The sequence below is a fragment of the Lentzea kristufekii genome, from assembly GCF_033949925.1.
GTDB classification, from domain to species: Bacteria; Actinomycetota; Actinomycetes; order Mycobacteriales; family Pseudonocardiaceae; genus Lentzea; species Lentzea kristufekii.
The window spans coordinates 145,083-161,631 of the sequence record NZ_JAXAVV010000006.1; the positions used below are offsets into that span (position 1 = coordinate 145,083).

Here is a 16,549-nt window from a genome sequence, read left to right on the forward strand (position 1 = left end):
ACGCTTCGCGCCCACGATCATGAACCCCCACCCCGTTGAATCCCGAGACCGGCGAAGAGCCCCCGCAGCGCCGGTGTGATGAGCTAGCTTGGCCCGGACCGTTTCCAGTCCACCAGTGCCAATGGAGCGTCAAATGGACCGTTTCCAGGACCCGGCCGAGCTCGTCGAGGTGCTCGGCGACTGGGCGTCGGCCCGCGGCCCGCTCTACCGCAAGCTCTCCGGCGCAATGGCCCGGGCCATGCGCGCCGGCGACGTGCCGCACGGCGAGCGACTGCCGTCGGAACGGGATCTGGCCAGGATGCTCCAGGTCAGCCGGGCGACCGTGGTCGCCGCGTACGACGAGCTGCGCGACAGCGGCATGGTCAGCAGCAAACGGGGCAGCGGCACCAGGGTGACGACCGAGCCGGTGAAGCGCCGGGCCGGCGCGGACGGCCGGGTGCCGGGCGGCCGGGCGACGTCGATCTTCCAGCGGCTCGTGGACGGACCGGGCGAGGTGATCTCGCTGGCGTTCGCCGTCGAGCCCGCGGCGCCCGAGCTCGCGGACGCGCTGCGGGAACTGGTCGACGAGGACATGACCAGCCTGCTCGGCGACGTCGGCTACCACCCGCGCGGGTTCCCGCCGTTCCGCAACGCGATTGCTGCCTATTACCAGAACCTATGCGTGCCAACGGTCCCCGACCAGGTTCTGGTGACCACCGGTGCGCAGCAGGCGCTCGGCCTGGTGGCGCAGATGTACCTGCGACCGGGCTCGACGGTGGTCGTGGAGGCGCCGAGCTGGCCCGGTTGCCTGGACGTCTTCCGCGCGGCCGGCGCCAAGATGATCTCGGTGCCGCTGGACGACGAGGGCATCTCCGCCGACGGCCTCACGCGCGCGTTCGCGGAGCACCAGGCGGCGCTGCTCTACGTGATGCCGACCTACCACAACCCGACCGGCACCCTGATGTCCGCGACCCGCCGCCGGCGCGTCGCCGAGATCGCCGCCCGGTTCGAGGTGCCGGTGCTGGAGGACAACGCGTACACGTCCTTCGACGCCACCTCGGCCGGCGAGGGCTCCGGTCCGCTGCCGCCGATCGCGGGCTGCGCACCGGACGGCGCCGAGGTCATCACGGTCGGCTCGCTCGCCAAGGCGGTGTGGGGCGGGCTGCGGATGGGCTGGCTGCGCGCTCCCGGCGGGATCATCGAACGGCTCGCGCGCTACAAGGTGCTCGCCGACCTCGCCAGTCCCGTGCTGGACCAGGCCCTCGCCGCCAGGATCCTGCCGCGGCTCGACACCATCGCGGCCGGCCGCGCGCGGGTGCTGCAGGCCCGGCTGGACCAGCTGTGCGAGCTGCTCACCGAGGCGCTGCCCGAGTGGAGCTGGCGGGTGCCCGACGGCGGGTCCGCGCTGTGGGTCGAGCTGCCGGACACCGATGCGCGGGTCTTCGCCCAGATCGCTCTCCGTCACGGCGTCGAGGTCGTGCCCGGCGCGGCGGCAGACCCCACCGGCGGCCACGACAACTTCCTGCGACTGCCCTTCACCTTCCCGGAGGAGACGTTGACCGTACTCGTTCGCCGGCTCCAGCGGGCATGGCTCGAACTACGCCGTCACGGTCCGGAAAACAGCACACTCGGTCCTTCCGTGTAGTCGCTCGACTACGGTTTGTAAACGAACACCAAAAGCACTCCGTAGTCGCCCGATCACCATCCATGAACCGGCAGTTTCCCCATTTGCATGCCCCATTAAAAGCAATCCATTTCTTGGCACGATCCCAGTCCAAGCTCGGCCGAAAAGAGCAGTGGATCGCCACCAATGTCCATATTGCCCCCGCAACATGGACCAACATAAGGTTGCTCGGGCCGTCGAGCGCAGGGAGGCGCTGCTCGACCAGACCGCCCGCCTGCTAAGAACTTCGGGACAATTCTTTTGTATCCAGCTTCGACGTGCTAACACTTGAACAGTGTCGCCGCAGCCCGAGGGGGGACTCGGTCGCGAACGACCAGCAGTAGTTGAAAATTGGATTGCGTCGGCACGGCAGCCACATTCCCAATCACCGGGGACGGGCCTGGTCAGGCTGCCCGAAAAACCAGGGGTGTAATTTTCTTGCAGTCGATGGCAGACAATTTCGTGAACATCGCGCACGAGCAGCCGGACGCACCGGCACTCGTCTGGCGCGACCGCACCGTCAGTTACCGCGAGCTGTACCTCGGCGCACGCCGGGCCCAGGCCAGGATCGTGTGCCTGCCGGACGACGGCACACCGCTCGGCCTGCGGGCACCGAAGAGCCCGGAGTCGGTCGCACTCGTGCTCGGCTGTCTGCTGGCGCAGCGCCGGTTCCTGCTTCCCTCGGCGACCCTCGCCGAACAGACTCTCGCCGAGCTGTTCGCCGCGAGCGGCTGCACGACCGTTCTGTCCGAAGTGGACACTCAGCGGCCGGGTCAGGGAGGCGTCAACACCTTCACGCCCGACCCGGACCGCGTGACGTTCATGCTGACCACGTCCGGCTCGACCGGCAGGCCCAAGGTCGTGCCGCTCACCGAGGGCGCGGTGGACCGGTTCACCGACTGGGCGGCTGCGCACTTCGGTCTCACCGGGGTGGTGCTGAACTACAGCCCGCTGAACTTCGACCTCTGCCTGCTCGACATCTGGGCGACGCTCAAGCACGGCGGCACGGTCGTGCTGGCCGACCCCGCCCGCGGCACCGACGCGGCACATCTCGCCGATCTGCTGCGGGACAACGAGGTCGAGGTCGTGCAGGCCGTGCCGATGCTGTTCGAGCTGCTGGCCGGCGGACCGCCGCAGCCGCACGTCCGCCAGGTGATCATCACCGGCGACACGATCGCGGCGCGCACCCTGGCCCGGTTGCCCGCGCTGTTCCCGAACGCTCGCATCCACAACCTCTACGGCTGCACCGAGACCAACGACAGCCTCGTGCACGAGCTCGACCCGGCCCGGCTGCCCGCCGGTCAGATCCCGCTCGGCCTACCGCTGCCGGGCGTGGAGATCAGGGTCGTCGCCGAGCACGGGCCGCTGCGCGGACAGGGCACCGGCGAGCTGGAGGTGCGGACGCCCTTCCAGACCACCGGGTACCTCGATCCCGCGCTCGACGCGGACCGGTTCACCGCCGACGGCTTCTACCGGACCGGCGACCTCGTCCGGGTCGGTGCCGACGGGGCGCTGACCCTGCTGGGCCGCAACGACTTCCAGGTGAAGATCCGGGGAGTGCGCACCAACGTCCAGGAGGTCGAACGGGTGCTCCAGGAGCACCCGGAGATCGCCGAGGCCGCCGTGGTCGCCGTGCCGGACCCGCTCGCCGGGCACCTGCTGCACGCCGAGCTGCGCCGGGCACCGTCGTCCGGGCTGAACACCCTGGTGCTGCGCCAGTTCTGCGCCGAACGGCTGGCTGCCACCTCCATTCCGTCCACCATCCGCATCACCGCCGAACCGTTGCCGAGGACGTCGACGGGCAAGCCGGACCGGCAACTGCTCGTCCGCAGGAACACCAAGGGGAACCAGGACATGGACCACACCCGAGAGATCACGAAGTTCATCGTCGAGGAGTTCGTGCCCGACATCTCGGCAGAGGACCTCGCGGCCGACTACGACCTGCTCGCCGGTGGTGTCATCGACAGCCTCGGCCTGCTGAAGGTCATCGCCTGGCTGGAGGACCGCTTCGAGCTCGCGGTGGACGACATCGACCTCGAGCCCGACAGCTTCCGCACGATCGCCGCGATCAACGCGTTCGTCAACCAGGTGAAGCAGCCGGCCGGAGCACAGCGGGCAGCCGACAGATGACCCACGACCTGCTCGACGCGCTGGTCAACCGCCGCCGCCTCGTCGAGCTCCCGATGTGCCGGTCGTTCTGGGACCGGCTGCGCGACCGGCGGGTCGACCGCGCGGAGGCGGCCGCGGTGCTCGCCGCGCTGTCCACCACCATGCCGGACCCCGCCACCGTCACCACGGTCGTCCAGTCGCTGCACGAACGCAGACCGGCACACGGCCACGTCTTTCCCGCGGCGGTGAACATCGTCGGCACCGGCGGTGGCCCCCGCACCGCGAACATCTCGACCGCCGCCGCCTTCGTCGCCACCGCGATGGGCGTGCGGGTGGTGAAGACCGGCTCCCGCGCCAGTTCCGGCGGGGTCGGGTCGATCGACCTCCTCGACCGGCTCGGCATCGGCCTCACCCGGTCCTACGAGGAGACCGGCCACCTGCTGGACCGGTTCGGCATCGCGTTCGCCGGCTACTTCGTCTACCCCACCGAACTGACCAGGCTCGCGCGGACCGTGCTGCCGCTCGACCTGCGCACGATCGGGCGCTGGATCAACACGGTCGGCCCGTTCCTGGCCGACCTCCCGGTGTCCGCTCAGCTCACCGGCGTGGCCGACGCGACGCACCTGCCGGCGCTGCGGGCACTGGCGGCGGCACAGCCCGAGAAGCGGATCTGGTTGTGCGCCAACGACCTCGGCGCAGACGAGCTGATCAGCTTCACGGCGAACTCGGTGCACGGGGCCCTGGACCTCCAGGTCCAGCCGGTCGGCGACGGCGACCTGGCCCAGCTCGCCGCACAGCCGGAGGACGACGTCGTCGAGCACTTCCTGGACCTGCTGGCCGGCCGGGGACCGGCGGCCGCGGTGGACACGGTGTGCCTGAACGCGGCCGCGCTCGCCGTGGCCGCGGGACACGAACCCGATCTTCGGGCCGGGTTCCGGACCGCCCGCGCCGCCGTCGCCGACGGTGCCCCGCGGGCCCTGGCCGAACAAATGCGACGAGTGGTGGCTCATGGCTGAGCACACTTCCGGGCTCACCTCCGGGTTCTTCGGCGGCGCACCGGGTCTGGCGCTGTTCCTCAACGCGGGCGATCCGCCGCTGCCCGCGCTGCGCGACGTCGTCACGATGCTCGACGAGCACCGGGTGGACTGCCTGGAGCTCGCGGTGCCGTTCCCGAACTCGTTCACCGACGGCCCGACGGTGCGCCGATCCGCGGATCGCGCCCTCGCCAGGGGCGTGGATCTGCCCGCGGTGCTCGACTTCCTCTCCGACGTGGTGCCCGGCCTGCGACACACCAAGATCGCGTTGCTGGCCGACTGGAGCCACACCGTCAAGCCCGCGCCCATCGCCGACTTCGTCGCCAGGATCGCGGACTCGGCGGCGGACGCCCTGTTGTTGCACGGCCTCCCGCCCCGGCTGCGCGAGGACTACCACTCGGCCGCCGCCCATCGCGGGCTGCCGCTGGTCACCACCTGCTACCCGAACTCCCCCGACGACACGCGGCGGCACTCCGCCGCGCACGCGTCGGCCTATCTCTACCTGGTCGCGCACTACGGCCGCAGCGGCGCACGCCCGCCCGGCGGTTTCGCCGCGCTCGCCGACCCGATCAGCCGGCTGCGGACCGAGACGTCCGCGCCGATCGCGGTCGGGTTCGGCGCCCGCACGCGTGCCGACGTCCTCGCCCTGCACACCGCGGGCGCCGACGCCGTCGTGATCGGCAGCGCGACCGTCGAACAGGTCGAGACCGGCGATCCCGTCGAGAACCTCGCGGGCTTCGTCCGAGCACTCGCACTCCCCCTGACGCCCACCACCAGCGGAAGCACTGAAGACAAGGAGCGGAAATGATCATCCGAAAGATCGACGACGTCCCGTCGGTGGATTGGGGCAACGGGCTGAGCAGGCGGTTCCTGCTGAACTCCGACAACATGGGCTACACCGTGACGGACACGATCGTCCGCGCCGGCACGAAGTCCCGCCTGGAGTACCGCAACCACCTGGAAGCCTGCTACTGCATCGAGGGACGGGGCGAGGTCATCGACCTCGACGGGGTCGCGCATCCGATCGAGCCGGGCACGCTCTACGCGCTCGACCACAACGACCCGCACTTCCTCGTCGCCGCACCGGACACGGATCTCAGGCTGGTGTGCGTCTTCTCCCCCGCGTTGCGCGGGAACGAGCGGCACAGCCTCGACTCCGCCGAGTTCTCCCACTACTGACCGGAGCGGGTTCGTGATCAACTGGAACTCCGACCAGCTCGCGCTGCGGGCCGGCCTCACGGCGTGGTCCGCGAGGCTCAGCGAGAACCACGTCGAGCGGGACGCCGAAGGCGGCTTCTCGCACGAGAAGTGGGACCTCGTGCGGGAATGCGGCATTCTGCGGCTGCCCTTCGGCGAGCAGTGGGGTGGGCTCGGGCAGGACCTGCTCACCACCATGTACCTGCTGGAGGCGCTCGGGCACGGCTGCCGGGACGGCGGACTCAACTTCGCCGTCTCCACTCACATGGTCAGCACCGGCATCCCGTTGCAGCGCTTCGGTTCTGCGTCGCTCAAGGACCGCTACCTGCCCGCGGTCTGCGACGGGACCAGGATCGGCGCCCACGCGATCACCGAACCCGGCGGCGGCTCGGACGCTCTCGCCATGAACACCCGGGCCGTCCGCGACGGCGACGACTTCGTGCTGACGGGCAGCAAGACGTTCGTCAGCAACGGGCCTGTGGCCGATCTCTTCGTGGTCTACGCCCGCACGCACCCCGACGGCGGACCGCTCGGCACAACCGCGTTCCTCGTCGAACGCGGCACGCCGGGGTTCGCCGTCGGCAACCCGATTCCCAAGATGGGGCTGCGGACGGCGCCACTGGCCGAGCTGTACTTCGACGAGTGCCGGATCCCCGCGACCAACGTGGTCGGTCGTGCCGGCGGCGGCTTCCTGGTGCTCGACTTCGTGATGAAGTGGGAGATCCTGTGCTCGTTCGTGATCAACCTCGGTGAGATGGAACACCGGCTGCAACGGTGCGTCGGCTACGCGGGCGAACGCACCGCCTTCGGCTCGCCGATCGGCTCGTACCAGGCCGTCTCGCATCGCATCGCGGACATGAAGATCGGCGTCGAGACGACCAGGAAGTGGTTGTACGACACGGCGGTCAAGGTCACCCGTGGCGAGAGCGTCACCACCGACATGGCGATCACGAAGCTCATCGCGAGCGAGCAGAACGTCGCGTCCGCCATGGCCGCGGTGCAGATCTTCGGCGGCAACGGCTACATGGCGGAGTACGGCCTGGAGAAGGACCTCCGCAACGCCGTCGCCGGAACGATCTACTCGGGCACCTCCGAGATCCAACGCAACCGCATCGCCGCGATGCTCGGCCTGAAGTAGGAACACCGTGGAGTTCATCGATCACGACTCGGACGAGGTGCGGGCCTTCGTGGCGCGCACGGTGTCCGCCATTCCCGGGTCCACTGCCGATTCACCGATGGCACAGGCCGTCGCCCTCTACTACGCGGTCCGGGACAAGATCCGGTACGAGGTGTACGGGGCCGACCTGTCCCGCGAGGGCCTGCGCGCGAGCGCGGTGCTGCGCGGCGGATCGGGCATGTGCATCCACAAGTCGATCGTGTACGCCGCCGCGCTGCGGTCGATCGGCGTACCGGCCCGGCTCGTGCTCACCGACGTCCGCAACCACCTGGCCTCGCCACGGCTGCGGGAGCTCGTCGGCGGCGACGTGTTCCGGTTCCACTGCCTCACGTCCGTCTACAACGGACAGAAGTGGGTACGCGCCACCCCTGTGTTCAACAAGATGCTGTGCCGGCTCTACGGCATCACGCCGCTGGACTTCGACGGCACGGCCGACAGCCTGTACCACCCGTTCGACTCGCGTGGCCGTGAGCACATGGAGTTCCTGCACGAGCACGGCGAGTTCGACGACCTGCCCCACGACCTCGTGCTGGACGGCCTGCGCACCGCACACCCGCGGCTGTTCGAGGCCGACGACCGGTTCGCCGCGGGATCCCTGCTCGCCGACGCACACACTGGAGACGTGAGATGACCGACCAGATCAAGTACCTGCTCGACGAGAAGGACATCCCGACCACCTGGTACAACCTGGCCGCCGACCTGCCCGGTCTGCCGCCGTTGCTGCATCCGGGAACCGGGGCGCCGATCACCGTCGACGACCTCACCCCGATCATGCCGGCGACGGTGGCCGAGCAGGAGCTGAGCCGCGAGCGGGAGATCGAGATCCCGGAGCCGGTGCGGCAGATCTACGCGCAGTGGCGGCCGGCGCCGTTGTTCCGCGCTCGCCGGCTGGAGCGCGCTTTGGACACGCCCGCGCGGATCTACTACAAGTACGAGGGCGGCAGCCCGGCGGGCAGCCACAAGCCGAACACCGCGATCGCGCAGGCGTTCTACAACCACGAGGCGGGCATCCGCAAGCTCGCCACCGAGACCGGCGCGGGTCAGTGGGGCTCGTCGTTGTCGCTGGCGGGCGCGCTCTTCGACCTGCAGGTGCAGGTCTACATGGTCAAGGTCAGCTTCCACCAGAAGCCCTACCGCCGGCTGCTGATGGAGACCTACGGCGCGCGGTGCGTGGCGTCGCCGAGCACCGAGACCGAGGCCGGCCGGAAGATCCTCGCCGACGACCCGGACTGCGCGGGCAGCCTCGGCATCGCCACCTCCGAGGCGCTCGAGGTCGCGATGAACGACCCCGAGACGAACTACGCGGGCGGCAGCGTGCTCAACCACGTGCTGCTGCACCAGAGCGTGATCGGCCAGGAGGCGCTGGCGCAGTTCAAGCTCGCCGACGACTACCCCGACGTGGTGATCGGCTGCGCGGGCGGCGGCAGCAACCTCGGCGGCCTCACCTTCCCGTTCATCGGTGAGCGGCTGAGGGGCGGCCAGTCGGTGCGGGTGGTGGCGGCCGAGCCCGCGGCGTGCCCGACGCTGACGCGCGGCAAGCTCGCCTACGACTTCGGTGACACCGCGGGCCTGACCCCGTTGCTGCAGATGCACACGCTGGGCCACACGTTCGTGCCGCCGTCGTTCCACGCGGGAGGCCTGCGCTACCACGGCATGGCGCCGCTGGTGAGCGCGGCTCTGGAGGCGGATCTGCTGGAGGCCGTCGCGGTCGAGCAGACGAGGTGCTTCGCCGCGGGCATCCAGTTCGCGCGGACCGAGGGCATCGTGCCCGCGCCGGAGTCGACGCACGCGATCTCGGTCGCGATCGCGGAGGCGTTGCGCTGCAAGGAGGAGGGTCGTTCCGAGGCGATCCTGTTCGGGCTGTCGGGACACGGCCACTTCGACCTGTCCGCCTACGAGGCGCACCTGACCGGAGCGCTGCGGGACGAGGCGTACTCGCAGGCGGGGCTCGACGCGGCGCTCGCCGCACTGCCCACCGTGCCCGCGCTGGCCGATGCCTGAGCTGAAGGTCTGCGGCGCGACCAGCACGGAGGACCTCGGGTTGCTCGCCGCGGCGGGTGCCGACCTGGTGGGGCTGTGGCACGGGGTTCCCGGTGGCCACGCCGACCTCACCGTCGGCAGGCTCACGTCGCTCGCCGCGGCGGCACACCTGATCACGCCGGTGCTGGTGACACTGGCCGCGGACGTGCGGGACGTGCTGGCGGTGTCCGGCATCCGGGTCGTGCAGCTGCACGGCTACCAGCCGCCGGGCACCGTGCGGGCGTTGAAGCAGCTGGACGTGCACGTGATCAAGGTGCTGCACGTGAGCGGGTCGTCCTGCCCGGAGCGGCCGTTGATCCGGGCGTACGAACGGGCCGGGGTCGACTCGTTCCTCGTCGACGCGGTCGGCGCGGACGGGCGCATCGGCAGCACCGCCCGGTCGCTCCCGCCCGCGACGGTGCTGGACCTGGTGGACGCGGTGAACGTGCCGTTCCTGCTGGCCGGCGGGATCACCGCGGCCAACGCGGGTGCGTTCGCCGCGGTCGCCGCCCATCCGCTGTTCCGCGGGGTGGACGTGGACACCGGTGCCCGCGACGCCTTCGGGGCGTTCGACGCGGCGAAGGTGTCCGCGCTGCGGCGCAACTGGACGGAACGAGTGGCCGCGTGAGCACGGGACAGGAATCATGAGCGCATTCGTGGACGCGATCACCGGAGCGCGAGTGCCGGTGATCGCGGAGGTGAAGCTGCGGGACGCGGCCGGCACGGACCTGCTCGGCGGGCGTTCGGTGGCCGAGGTCGTCGGCGCCTACCGCGAGGCGGGCGCGGCGTGCGTGTCGGTGGTGACCGGCCGGTGGTTCGGCGGCAACGCCGAGTTGCTGCGCGAGGTGGCCTCGCTCGTCGACGTGCCGTTGCTGCAGAAGGACTTCATCACCTCGAGGGCGCAGCTGGAGCAGGCCAGGCAGCTCGGCGCGTCCGCTGTCCTGCTCACCGCGGCGTTGCTCCCGGCGACCACGCTCCCCAGGGTGGTCGACCGGGCGCTGGCGCTCGGCCTGACCCCGTTCGTCGAGGTGACCGGCGCCGACGAGCTTCCGGCCGACGCCTCGGAGTGCGTGATCGCAGTGAACAACAAGGACATCAAGGACCGCGAACGCGGCGCGGCCGACCTCGGCCGGGGGCTCGGCCTGCTGCCCGCGGTGCTCGCGTCCGGCACGCCCTGCGCGGTCAGCGCGAGCGGCATCGACACCCCCGAGACCGGCGCCCGGCTGGTCGACGCCGGGTTCGCCGCTCTGCTGGTCGGGACGGGGCTGTTGCGGGCGAGCAGTCCGCGCGCCTGGTTCGACCGGTTCTCGCAGGCCAGGGCGGCGGCATGAAGGCCCTTTCGCTGCGTGACGCGGTGGGTGAGTCCGTGCTGACCCACGACGTCGCGCTCCCGGCGGACCGGATCGCCGCCGACTTCGCGGCCCGGTACGCGGGTGTGCCCGCGACCTCGCTGAGCCGTGCCGAACCCACCGTGCGGTACACCGCCACCGGCCACCGCATTCCGGTGCTGCTGGGCATGTACGGCGACGAGGACCGGGTGCGTTCGTGGTTGCCCGGCCTGCCCGAACGGTCCACAGTGGACGCCGTGGCCGAGTTGACGTCCAGCCGGATCGCACCGGAACACGTGACCTCGGTTCCGTGTCAGCAGAAGGTCTCGGCGCTGGAGAGACTGCCGGTGCTGCGCGCGACGCCGCGTGACGCCGGACCGTTCCTGACGATGGGCCTGGTGCACGCGGGCGAAGCGCTGTCCGTGCACCGGATGCTCGTGCTCGACGACTCCCGGATCGCCATCTGGATGGTGCCCGGCCGTCAGCTCCTGGCGTTGTACCAGCGATCCGAACGGCTGCCGGTGTCGATCAACATCGGTGTTCCCCCGGCCGCGCTGGTGGCCTCGGCGTTGTCGAGTGCCGTGCTCCCGGCCGAAGCGACCAAACTGGAGATGGCGGGCGCGCTGGCCGGTGCCCCGATCAGGGTCGCCGACGGCGTCACCCAGCCGGTGCGGGTGCTCGCGGACTCGGAGATCGTGCTGGAGGGCTACCTCGACGGCACGCTCGCCGACGAGCCGCCACCGGTGTCGCTGCCCGAGTTCCTCGGCTACGACGGCGAGTCGCGGGCCGGTCTGCCGGTGATCACCGTGACCGCCGTGACCACCCGGCGCGCCCCGGCCTACCAGGCGGTGATCGGGCCCGGCCGCGAGCAGTCGGTGATCCTCGGTCTCGCCGGCGCGCTGTCGGTCGCGCTGTCGGGCACCGACGAGGACTGGCGGCTGATCGACGACCTGCACTTCACCCCGGCGGGCGGCGGCATGCTCACGCTCGCCGTCGCGATCCGCAAGACGTCGTCCACTTCGGACGAACGGCTCGCGCACATCGCCCGGCGGATCTTCGAGCAGCACCGGTTCGTCAAGCTGGTCGTGTTCACCGATCCCGACGTGAACCTGCGCAACCCCGAGGACGTGTGGTGGGCCGTGACGACCCGCTCGAACCTCGGCACGGACTGCACGACGTTCGACGGCTTCCGCGCGTTGCCGATGGATCCGTCGCAGGCCGCGGACTGGCGCGGCGGACGCGGTGGCACGACCCGCACGTTCATCGACGCCACCACCCCGTTCGAGCTGTTCACCACGACCTGCCGGAGCTTCCGTTGAGACTCGTCGTCGGAATCACCGGCGCGACCGGCACGATCATCGGGGTGCGGTTGCTGGAAGCGTTGCGGGAACTGGAGGTCGAGAGCCACCTGGTGCTCAGCCGCTGGGGCCGCGCGACGCTGGAGATGGAGACCGACTTCACGGCCGCTGACGTCCGCGCGCTCGCCTCGGTCTCGTACGGCCCCGGCGACGCGTCCGCGGCGATCGCGAGTGGCTCGTTCCGCACCGACGGCATGATCGTCGTGCCGTGCAGCATGAAGACGCTCGCGGCGGTGCGCACGGGCTATGGCGACGGGCTGATCCCGCGCGCCGCCGACGTGACCCTGAAGGAACGCCGCAAGCTCGTGCTGGTGCCACGCGAGCTGCCGCTCTCCGAGATCCACCTGGAGAACATGCTGGCGCTGACCAGGATGGGCGCCGTGATCGCGCCGCCCGTGCCCGCGTTCTACACCCGGCCGGCCTCGATCGACGAGATCATCACGCACATCGTCGCGCGGGTACTCGACCAGTTCGGCCTCGACCTGCCGGGAGTGCCCCGGTGGACCGGCCCGCCGGACTGACGCCGGAACCGTGACGAGGTCAGTTGGACAGCGATGCCTTGATCACTCTGACCTCGCCGGAGGGCAGGGCGACCTGGGCGGACGCGTAGCGCTGGTAGTTGCTGCCGATGTTGCCGGCGGTCTGGCTCACGGTGACGGACCAGGGGGCGGTGCGCCGGGTGCAGGACGGGTCGCAGAGGTCGCGGGTCTTGTGGTCGTCGGTGCCGTCCGAGACGATGCCGACCCGCACCCACCGCGGCTCCACCCAGTTTCCGGCGGACGGCGTGACCGTCAGCTTGGCACGCTCCTGGTAGACGTCCCGGTAGGCACGTTCATGCCGGTAGACGCAGAGCTTGCCGGCGGCGTCGTCGACGCACTTCGCGACGATCCGCGTCCAGTTGCTCCAGGAGGCGGAGACGGAGAAGATGTAGTCACCGGAGATCTCGCCCCTGGCGGTGTAGGACCCGGCGGTGGCCTTGACCGGAGTCCAAGCCGAGGTCCACTCGGAGGTCTGCGGGGCGCAGCCGCCCGTGCAGATCTGGTTCGTGGCGCCGTCCGAGCTCCAGGTGTGGGTGGTCGGCTTCAACGAGTGACCCTCGGCGGGGGTGACGATGACCCTGGCGCGGTAACCGTTGATCGAACCGGTGTCGGTGACGCGCTTCTGCACCTGCGCGCAGACCGAACCGGCGATCGCGCCGCCGAAGCCGATGACGGTCACGCAGTTCTTGTCGAAGGCCTGCCAGGTGTCCGCGGCCTGGGCGGCCGGGGCGCCCCCGACTACCGCGGCCGTGACGCCGAGAGCGAGTACAGCCGTTCTGAACTTCCACAAAGGACTTGTTCCTCCTGTTCGAGCCACTGGTCCGGCTGAGCTGGCCCCAAACTATCAGCGCCCCGCGCCGGACGATGTGGGTCGATCAACCGGTTGACGGCGCCGGGGATCGTGTGCTCGGGCGGAAGCCAGAGCGGACAACGACATCGCGACGACGGCGACGAGCAGCAACATCACCGCGGGGCTCAGCGCCGCCAACGGCGCCCGTTCGATGTAAGGCAGCGACTCCGCGAGCATGAGGCCCCACTCCGGAGCGGGCGGCTGGGCTCCGAGGCCGAGGAAACCCAGTGAGGCCAACGCCAGTGCGATGCCGGGCAGCCGCAGGACGGCGTTGCGGGCGACGGGTCCGGCGACGGCCGGGAGCACGTGGCGGAGCTCGATCCGGGACGGTGACGCGCCCAGCGCTCGATGGGCCTTCACGTAGGTGGCCGCGCGCGTCTGTTCCACCAGGGCGGCGGCGTGTGCGGCCAGGGCGGGCCACGAGACCAGTGCGACGGCCAGCGAGGCGCCGAACGTGCCGGGGCCCAGCACCGCGGCCACGAGGATGCCCGCGATCACGGGCGGCACCGCGTTCGACGCCTCCGCCAGACCGCGGGCGACGTTCGGCAGGAAGCCGATGGCCAGGGCGACCACGTACGAGCAGGCGCAGACCGCGGCGGCCACGCCGATCGTCGCCGGTGCGCCGTGTGCGACCCGCGCCAGGACGTCGCGTCCGAGTCCGTCCGTGCCCAGCGGATGTGCCCAGGTCGGCGACGCCAGCCTGGCCACGGCGTCGATCCGCAGAGGATCCCGCAGCAGACCCCAACCGATCACCACCGCCATCAGCACGGCGGCCCCGAGAGGAATGGCGACGTGCAGCCTGTTCGGCACCCACCGCGAATGCGGGGGCAACGACAGCGCGGCATCCCTCAGCGCGGGACCCAGCATGCGCCGCCGGACCACACCGACGACCGCGCCGGCCAGCAGGCCCAGCAGAAGCAGCGCAAGCACACTTCCCTGCAGCATCGGCACGTCCTGCGCTCGGGCCGCCCCCAGCGCCGCGCGCCCGATGCCGGGCACCGCGAAGACCGCCTCCACCGCCACGGCACCGCCGGTCAGGCCGACCACCGCCAGGCCTGCTTGAGGCAGCAACGGCGGCAAAGCACGTTGGAGCACTCCGCGGACGAGGACCGAGCGGTTGCACCCCCACGACTTCCACACCGCCACCCACGGTTCCTGGAAGACCGCCGGAAGTGCGTCGTTGAGCAGCGTGCCCAGCACGGCGCCCCCAGGGATGCCGAGGGCAAGAGCAGGCAGCACGAGGTGAAGTGGACCGTCCCAGCCGTACGGGGGAAACCAGCCCAGCCACACCGACAGGGTCACCAGCAGCACCGCGGCGAGCAGGAACTCCGGCAGCGCGGCCAGTGCGGCGCCCGCACCTCCGGTCGTCGCGGCCGCATCTCCACGGGCACCTCGCAGCAGGGTCGGCAGGCACAGGGCCGCGGACACCACGAGCACCACCACCAGCGCCGCGCTCATCAGCGTCAACGAGACTCCGAGACCGGACAGGACGCTCGGCAGCACCTCGGCGCCGTTGATCCACGAACGGCCGAGGTCTCCCCGCACCAGCCCGGACACCCAGCGCGCGAGCATGGTGACAGGACCGGCGTCGAGACCGAGCTGCCGGCGGACCGCGTCCAGGGCCTCCCGCGTCGGCTCCTGCTCCGCCGACAGCGCCCGCAGGACCGACAGCGCCGGATCACGCCCGGACAGCCAGGGCAGGAGCCCCACCACGGCGGTGATCAGCGCGAGCGCACCGCATCGGGAAGCCAGGACCCGCAACGACTCCGTCCTCACTTCACGTGCGTGGCGGAGGTGATGAGCGCGCGTTCCCGCGGGTCCTTCACCGAGTCGGCGACCGACGTGGCGTCGCCCTGGATCACGCGCTCGTGGAGCATCGGGATGGCGGCGTCGGTCCGCAGCACGGCCGCCTCGGCTTCGAGGATCGCCGCACGACGCTGGTCGCCGGCTTCGGCGCCCTCGGCCTTGCGCACGGCCTGCTCGACGTTCTCGTCGCACAGCCGCGCGATGTTGAACGAACCGCCGCAGGTGAAGTCCGACTTCAGGTAGGCGACGGGGTCACCGGAGTCGAGCACGGTCGCCCTGGAGAGGATGAACGCGTCGAACTTGCCGGCCAGCATGTCCTGCTCGATGTGGGCGTATTCGCGCACGACCTGGTTCACCTTGAACCCGGCGTCCTGGAGCTGTTGCTGCACAAGAGAGGCGACCTCGGGCAGTTCGGCGCGGTCGGTGAAGGTCGCCAACGTGATCGTGGCGCCGTTCGCGCGGCCGGCGGTGAGGCGGCCGGTCAGCTCCTTCCTGGCCTGGACCGTCCACGGCAGTGCCGGCCCGAGCAGTCCCTTGGCGACGTCGGCGCGGTTCTCGTAGACGGTGCTGACGATCTGGCCGCGGTCGATCGTCTCCCGGACCGCGGCACGCAGCGCGGGATCCGCGAACGGTCCGGACTTCGTGTTGAGGTACAGCGTGTTGGTGCGCGGCATCGGCACCTCGCTGATGGTCTGCGCGTCGAGCAGCGCGGCCTGCGACACCGGGACCGCCTCGGCGATGTGCGCCTCACCGCTGCGGATCGCCGCCGCGCGCGCAGTGCCGTCCGGCACGAACGACACGTCGATGCCCGCGGCCTTCGCCTTGTCACCCCAGTAGCCGTCGTAACGGTCGAGGGTGGCGCTGGCGGTGCCGTTCACCTGCACGAGCCGGAACGGCCCGCTGCCGGTGCCCACCGGGGTGACCTTGCCGTCCGCCGCGTACGCGCTCTCGGCCAGAATGGACAGTTGAGGTGACGACAAACGCTGCGGCAGCAACGGATCCGGCGTACCCGTCGTGACGACGAGTTTGTCACCCTGTACGGCCGCGGTCAGCGCGACGCCGTCGAGGATGCGCGGCTTCGGCACCGCCTTCGTCGACTTGGTGAGGGTGTTCACGGCGACCGCGGCCGTCAGGACGGTGCCGTCGTGGAAACTCACCCCTGGCCGGACGGTGAACTCCCAGGCGGTGTCCGAGGTGCGCCGCCACTCGGTGGCGAGCCCCGGACGGGCGTCACCGTTGCCGTCCAGCGTCACCAGCGTCTCCGCGGTGGACCAGCGGGACAGCTTGAACGCGTCGTCGCTGAACGGCGACAGCCCGGACCGCGGTGGCTGCATCATGGCCAGCTTGATCCGGTGCTCTCCGGACGGCCCGGCCGTCTGCCCGGCCCCGGCGGCGAAGCACCCGGCGAGGAGGACCGAGACGGCGGACAGTCCGACGGCGGCCAGCGGCGCGCGGAGGTGCATGTGAGCTTCCTGTCGTCATGAGAGCGT

15 protein-coding genes are annotated in these 16,549 nt (G+C 70.7%); 12 read left to right on the forward strand and 3 right to left on the reverse strand.

Annotated elements, in window-relative coordinates; all coding sequences use genetic code 11:
- The first annotated feature begins 133 nt into the window (after positions 1–133).
- From SK571_RS14480 to SK571_RS14535, 12 genes are all read left to right on the forward strand, one after another.
- Positions 134–1,624: an aminotransferase-like domain-containing protein gene (locus tag SK571_RS14480; protein ID WP_319984569.1), complete on the forward strand. Its 1,491-nt coding sequence runs from the start codon at positions 134–136 to the stop codon at positions 1,622–1,624.
- Positions 1,625–2,089: 465 nt separating this feature from the next.
- A complete protein-coding gene (locus SK571_RS14485) occupies positions 2,090–3,772 on the forward strand; it encodes a non-ribosomal peptide synthetase (protein WP_319984570.1) in 1,683 nt (560 codons plus the stop codon).
- On the forward strand, positions 3,769–4,767 hold the full coding sequence (locus tag SK571_RS14490) for a hypothetical protein (RefSeq protein ID WP_319984571.1): 999 nt from the start codon (positions 3,769–3,771) through the stop codon (positions 4,765–4,767). Before SK571_RS14485 ends, SK571_RS14490 begins: the two co-directional genes overlap by 4 nt.
- Entirely contained in the window at positions 4,760–5,593 is an 834-nt protein-coding gene (gene trpA, locus SK571_RS14495; RefSeq protein WP_319984572.1) for a tryptophan synthase subunit alpha, read from the forward strand. The genes SK571_RS14490 and trpA overlap by 8 nt, the downstream gene beginning before the upstream one ends.
- Positions 5,590–5,964, forward strand: a complete 375-nt coding sequence (locus SK571_RS14500; protein WP_319984573.1) for an ectoine synthase — start codon at positions 5,590–5,592, stop codon at positions 5,962–5,964. Before trpA ends, SK571_RS14500 begins: the two co-directional genes overlap by 4 nt.
- A 13-nt stretch (positions 5,965–5,977) precedes the next feature.
- Entirely contained in the window at positions 5,978–7,120 is a 1,143-nt protein-coding gene (locus SK571_RS14505; protein ID WP_319984574.1) for an acyl-CoA dehydrogenase family protein, read from the forward strand.
- Between the two features lie 7 nt (positions 7,121–7,127).
- The gene (locus SK571_RS14510; protein ID WP_319984575.1) at positions 7,128–7,790 is read left to right on the forward strand and encodes a transglutaminase-like domain-containing protein; all 663 of its coding nucleotides are present in this window, start codon (positions 7,128–7,130) and stop codon (positions 7,788–7,790) included.
- Positions 7,787–9,160 (forward strand): TrpB-like pyridoxal phosphate-dependent enzyme, encoded by a 1,374-nt coding sequence (locus SK571_RS14515; protein ID WP_319984576.1) that lies wholly within the window; start codon positions 7,787–7,789, stop codon positions 9,158–9,160. Before SK571_RS14510 ends, SK571_RS14515 begins: the two co-directional genes overlap by 4 nt.
- Positions 9,153–9,806, forward strand: coding sequence for a phosphoribosylanthranilate isomerase (locus tag SK571_RS14520; RefSeq protein WP_319984577.1), 654 nt, complete (start codon positions 9,153–9,155; stop codon positions 9,804–9,806). Before SK571_RS14515 ends, SK571_RS14520 begins: the two co-directional genes overlap by 8 nt.
- A 16-nt stretch (positions 9,807–9,822) precedes the next feature.
- Positions 9,823–10,509, forward strand: a complete 687-nt coding sequence (locus tag SK571_RS14525) for a beta/alpha barrel domain-containing protein (RefSeq protein WP_319984578.1) — start codon at positions 9,823–9,825, stop codon at positions 10,507–10,509.
- Positions 10,506–11,825, forward strand: coding sequence for a UbiD family decarboxylase (locus SK571_RS14530; RefSeq protein ID WP_319984579.1), 1,320 nt, complete (start codon positions 10,506–10,508; stop codon positions 11,823–11,825). Before SK571_RS14525 ends, SK571_RS14530 begins: the two co-directional genes overlap by 4 nt.
- Complete coding sequence (locus SK571_RS14535; protein WP_319984580.1) at positions 11,822–12,385, forward strand: UbiX family flavin prenyltransferase; 564 nt, start codon at positions 11,822–11,824, stop codon at positions 12,383–12,385. Before SK571_RS14530 ends, SK571_RS14535 begins: the two co-directional genes overlap by 4 nt.
- Positions 12,386–12,404: 19 nt before the next feature.
- Here the strand turns inward: SK571_RS14535 and SK571_RS14540 are convergent, their stop codons facing one another.
- Genes SK571_RS14540 through SK571_RS14550 form a run of 3 tightly spaced genes read right to left on the reverse strand, consistent with a single transcriptional unit; the run spans position 12,405 to position 16,522 of the window.
- A complete protein-coding gene (locus SK571_RS14540) occupies positions 12,405–13,193 on the reverse strand; it encodes a hypothetical protein (RefSeq protein WP_319984581.1) in 789 nt (262 codons plus the stop codon).
- 54 nt (positions 13,194–13,247) lie between these two features.
- On the reverse strand, positions 13,248–15,029 hold the full coding sequence (locus tag SK571_RS14545) for an ABC transporter permease subunit (RefSeq protein WP_319984582.1): 1,782 nt from the start codon (positions 15,027–15,029) through the stop codon (positions 13,248–13,250).
- Positions 15,026–16,522, reverse strand: coding sequence for an ABC transporter substrate-binding protein (locus SK571_RS14550; protein WP_319984583.1), 1,497 nt, complete (start codon positions 16,520–16,522; stop codon positions 15,026–15,028). Before SK571_RS14550 ends, SK571_RS14545 begins: the two co-directional genes overlap by 4 nt.
- Between the last annotated feature and the right edge of the window lie 27 nt (positions 16,523–16,549).